This window comes from Pseudomonas sp. CM25 (assembly GCF_013179705.1).
Taxonomy (GTDB): domain Bacteria; phylum Pseudomonadota; class Gammaproteobacteria; order Pseudomonadales; family Pseudomonadaceae; genus Aquipseudomonas.
On sequence record NZ_JABMCW010000417.1, the window covers coordinates 1 to 4,173 of the forward strand.

Consider the following 4,173-nt stretch of genomic DNA (forward strand, 5'->3'; position numbering starts at 1 on the left):
CCAACGGCATGCCGTAGTCGTACAGGTTGTTCATCACCTGGAAGATAGAGGTGAAGATCCGCGAACCACCTGGCGTACCGATGACCAGCTCGACCTTGCCATCACGGGTCATCAGGCTTGGGCTCATGGAAGACAGCATGCGCTTGCCCGGCTCGATGGCATTGGCATCGCCGCCGACCACGCCAAAGGCATTCGCCGCCCCCGGCTTGGCGCTGAAATCGTCCATTTCGTCGTTCAGCAGGAAGCCCGCGCCTTTCACCACCACGCCACTGCCGTAGTCAAGGTTGAGGGTGTAGGTGTTGCTGACCGCATTACCCTGTTTGTCGACGATCGAGAAGTGCGTGGTCTGATGCGGCTCCAGGCCCGGCTTGACCTTGTCGGTGTCGGAAATCGCCTTCGGGTTGACCTGCGCGGCGCGCTTGGCCAGGTAATCCTTGGCCACCAGCTGGTCCACCGGCACCTTGGTGAAGGCCGGATCGCCAAGGTAGTCGGCGCGGTCGGCGAACACGCGCTTCTCGATCTCCGCCAGCAGGTGGATGTACTGCGCCGAGTTGTGCGCCACCCCCTTGAAGTCGGCCGCACGGTCTTCCTTGATGCCCAGCAGCTGGGCCAGGGCGACGCCGCCGGAGCTCGGCGGCGGCGCGGTGTACACCACGTTGCCACGCCAGCTAACGGCCATCGGCTCACGCCACACGGCTTTGTAATCCTTCAGGTCTTGCTTGGTGATCAGGCCATTGTCGGCTTGCATCTGCGCCACCAGCAGGTCGGCGGTCTTGCCCTGGTAGAACTCGCTGACGCCTTTGTCGGCGATGCGCTCCAGGGTTTGGGCCATTTCCGGCTGCTTGAACAACTCGCCGACCTTCATGTTGCCGAAGTAGTCGTTGAAGTTGGTCGCGGTCTTGAACATGCCCTGGGCATCGTTGCGGTACTGGTACTGCTTTTCCGCCACCTTGAAGCCGTTTTTCGCATAGCCGATGGCCGGCGTCAGCAGCTCGCTCCAGGGCAGCTTGCCGAACTTTTGGTGTGCTTCCCACAGGCCCATCACCGTACCGGGCACACCCGCGGCACGTACACCGACCAGGCTGAGGTTCTCGATGACCTCGCCCTTGTCATCCAGGTACATGTTGCGCGTGGCGGCCTTTGGCGCGACTTCACGGTAGTCGAGGAAGTAAGGCTTGCCGTCGACGAACAGGGTCATGAAGCCGCCACCGCCGATGTTACCGGCCTCCGGGTAGGTCACCGCCAGGGTGAAGGCGGTGGCGACTGCCGCGTCCACCGCATTGCCGCCCTTTTTCAGGATATCGGCGGCCACCTGTGCACCATATTGATCAGGCGCGGCTACCGCGCCGCCTTCCAGGTTGGCGGCATAAACCGAAGAACAGCTCAGGATCGCGGCTGCGAGAGCCAGGTACTGGAACGGGACAATGCGCATGACACTTCCTTGGTGTTGTTTTTGTTGAGCAGTCAGTAAGGCCGAAGCGTTTCAACTGCGCAATCATCCGTAGGAAGTTTCGCCGCCGATGGACAGGATGTGTCGCGTTCAGGCAAATCAGCAGGCGTACATCGCCAGCTTGCGCTGGATGAAATCGAGGAAGCACTGGATGCGCAGCGCCAGCTGGGTATTGCGGTAATACACCGCATGAATCGGTTGGCGATAACCGTTGTTGGCCTCGCCCAGCAGTACCTGCAAGCGCCCGGCGCGGATGTCTTCGTGGGTCATGAAGTGCGACAGGCTGACGATGCCCTCGCCAGCCAGGGCCAGCTGGCGCAGGGTCTCGCCGCTGGAGGCGATCAGCGCCGGGCGGATGCTCCAGCGGTCGCCCTGGGCGTGGCGCAATGGCCACTGGTTGAGCGACTCGGGCTGGCTGAAACCCAGCAGGCAATGGTTGCTCAGGTCCTCTACCCGCTGCGGGGTACCGTGCTGCTCCAGGTAAGCCGGGCTGGCCAGCACCTGCACCGGGCTGCAACCCAGGTTGCGCGCGTGCAGGCTGGAGTCGGCCAGTTCGCCGATGCGGATCGCCACATCAGTGCTCTGCTCCAGCAGGTCGATGATCAGATCGTCGGTGTTCAGCTCCAGTTCGATACCCGGGTACTGGCGCCGAAACTCGCCGATCCACGGCAGGATGGCGTGCAGCATGAACGGTGCGGCCGCATTGATGCGCAAGCGCCCGGTGGGGGTCTGGCGGTTCATCGACAGGCGCTCTTCCATCTCGTCCATCTGCTGCAGGATCAGCCGCGAGCGCTCGAGGAAGAACCGGCCCTCTTCGGTCAGGTCCATGCGCCGGGTGGTGCGGTTGACCAGCGTGGTACCCAGCTTGGCTTCCAGGCGCGACAAGGTGCGGCTGACGGCCGACGGGGTCTGGCCCATCTGCTCGGCGGCAGCGGAGATCGAACCGCAGTCGATGACAGCGACGAATACCTGGAGTTCTTCGGATCGGGTTTTCACGTCTGGGCCTGTAGTGGATCTTTGCAGAGATTAGATAGCCGCTTGTGCAGGCCAAGTCCAGCGGTGGGTGAACCCGCTCCCGCAGGAACCCCATTGACCTTGAAATCGGTGCAATACCTGTGGGAGCGGGTTCACCCGCGAAGAGGCCGGTGCACACAAACCTCAATCAGCCTTGCCAAACACCTGGTCCAGGTGCGCCTCATAGGCTGCCAAGGCTGCTGGCACATCCGGCCGTTTCATCACGTCAGTCGCCAGAAAGGTCGGCAGCCCGGTCATGCCGAGGAACTGGTTGGCCTTGTGGAACGGGAAGTACACCGCGTCCACGCCCTTGCCCTCGAAGAAATCGCTGGCGTCGTCAAAGGCCTGCTGCGGCGCGTTCCAGGTCAGCGACAACATGTACTGCTTGCCGTGGACCAGGCCACCGCTGCCGTACTTCTGCGAGTGGTCCGAGCGGGTACGGCCGTCGTTGGCATACAAGCTGCCGTGACCTGCAGTGAACACATCATCGACGTATTTCTTTACCGTCCACGGCGCCCCCATCCACCAGCCTGGCATCTGGTAGATCACTACATCGGCCCAGAGGAATTTCTGCACTTCTTCCTCGGCGTCGTAGCCGCCGTCGATAAAGGTCTCGCGTACATCGAAACCGGCCCGGTCCAGGTGAGCGATTGCAGCTTCGTGCAAGGTGGTGTTGAGGCGACCGTCAGAATGTGCGAACTGTTTACCGCCGTTGAGCAAAAGGATCTTTTTCATGCTGGCCTCCAGGGCCGGATTCAGAAATCAGGCCGGCAGGTTAGAGGCTCGCGAGCGTGGAATACAGCAACGACGGGGCAAAATACAATTGATCTGAAGTCACGAATGGCAAACACATTATTGCCGTAGAATCGGTTCATCATCCTCCATCGAGTGTCATCCCAATGAGTGAGCAACACGCCTTCATCCTCAAAGCCAAGACCCGCCCGGAAATGGCTGATGCGTTCGAAACCCTGTTCCGCGCCTACGTCGAACCCAGCCGCCAGGAACCGGGCTGCATCGAGTACCACATGCTGCGCGACCAGCAGGACCCAAGCCTGTTCGTGTTCTTCGAGGTGTGGGCCGACAAGGCCGCGCTCGACGTGCATTCGGCACTGCCGCACATGACTGCGTTCTTTGAAAAACGCATGGATTACCTGGAGCGTGAGTTCGATATCCAGATGATCGACATGCTCAGCGCGTCATCGGCTAGCCGTTGATCAGCAGATGGCCGCCGAGTACGGCCAGGCCGATGAAAAAGCAGCGCTTGAACAGCGCTGCACTGATGCGCTGACGCAGCCACTGCCCGGCGAGCATGCCCAGCAGGGCCGGCGCCAGCATCAGCAGTGACGCGCCCAACGCCTGGCCACCCAGGGCGTCCTGCCCGGCCAGGCCGCAGGCCAATGCCAGGGTCGAGACCGTGAATGCCAGGCCCAGGGCCTGGATCAACTCATCGCGGCGCATGCCCAGGCTCTGCAGGTAAGGCACTGCCGGCATCACGAACACCCCTGTGGCGGCGGTGACCACGCCAGTCACAAAGCCGCAGACCGGCCCCAGCCACCCTTCCCAGACAGGCACCACGCGCAAGGCCGGCCCCACCAGCCCGTATAGTGCGTAGATCACCAGCGCCGCCCCCAATGCATGCACCGCCCACGGCCCGCTGTTGATGCCCAGCCATGCACTGCCGAGCAATGTCCCGACGAAAATCATCGCCA

5 protein-coding genes are annotated in these 4,173 nt (G+C 62.1%); 1 reads left to right on the top strand and 4 read right to left on the bottom strand.

Annotated elements, in window-relative coordinates; genetic code table 11:
- The 3 genes from ggt to HP546_RS26880 form a co-directional block, all read right to left on the bottom strand.
- On the bottom strand, positions 1 to 1,432 hold a 1,432-nt coding region (gene ggt, locus HP546_RS26870), incomplete at its 3' end, for a gamma-glutamyltransferase (protein WP_172231859.1).
- A 117-nt stretch (positions 1,433 to 1,549) separates the two neighbouring features.
- On the bottom strand, positions 1,550 to 2,446 hold the full coding sequence (locus HP546_RS26875; RefSeq protein WP_172231862.1) for a LysR family transcriptional regulator: 897 nt from the start codon (positions 2,444 to 2,446) through the stop codon (positions 1,550 to 1,552).
- Between the two features lie 162 nt (positions 2,447 to 2,608).
- Positions 2,609 to 3,199: an NAD(P)H-dependent oxidoreductase gene (locus tag HP546_RS26880; RefSeq protein WP_172231865.1), complete on the bottom strand. Its 591-nt coding sequence runs from the start codon at positions 3,197 to 3,199 to the stop codon at positions 2,609 to 2,611.
- Positions 3,200 to 3,363: 164 nt separating this feature from the next.
- Between HP546_RS26880 and HP546_RS26885 the strand changes: the two genes are divergently transcribed.
- Positions 3,364 to 3,678 carry a putative quinol monooxygenase gene (locus HP546_RS26885; protein WP_172231868.1) on the top strand — a complete coding sequence of 105 codons (315 nt, stop codon included), beginning with the start codon at positions 3,364 to 3,366 and terminating at the stop codon, positions 3,676 to 3,678.
- Here the strand turns inward: HP546_RS26885 and HP546_RS26890 are convergent.
- The coding region (locus HP546_RS26890; protein WP_172231871.1) for a sulfite exporter TauE/SafE family protein at positions 3,668 to 4,173 on the bottom strand (506 nt) is incomplete at its 5' end. The two genes, HP546_RS26885 and HP546_RS26890, sit on opposite strands and share 11 nt — an antisense overlap.

Excerpts from the sequence above, each read along its gene's own strand:
- HP546_RS26880 (WP_172231865.1), bottom strand. The coding sequence starts at position 3,199 with ATGAAAAAGATCCTTTTGCTCAACGGCGGTAAACAGTTCGCACATTCT.
- HP546_RS26885 (WP_172231868.1), top strand. The coding sequence starts at position 3,364 with ATGAGTGAGCAACACGCCTTCATCCTCAAAGCCAAGACCCGCCCGGAA.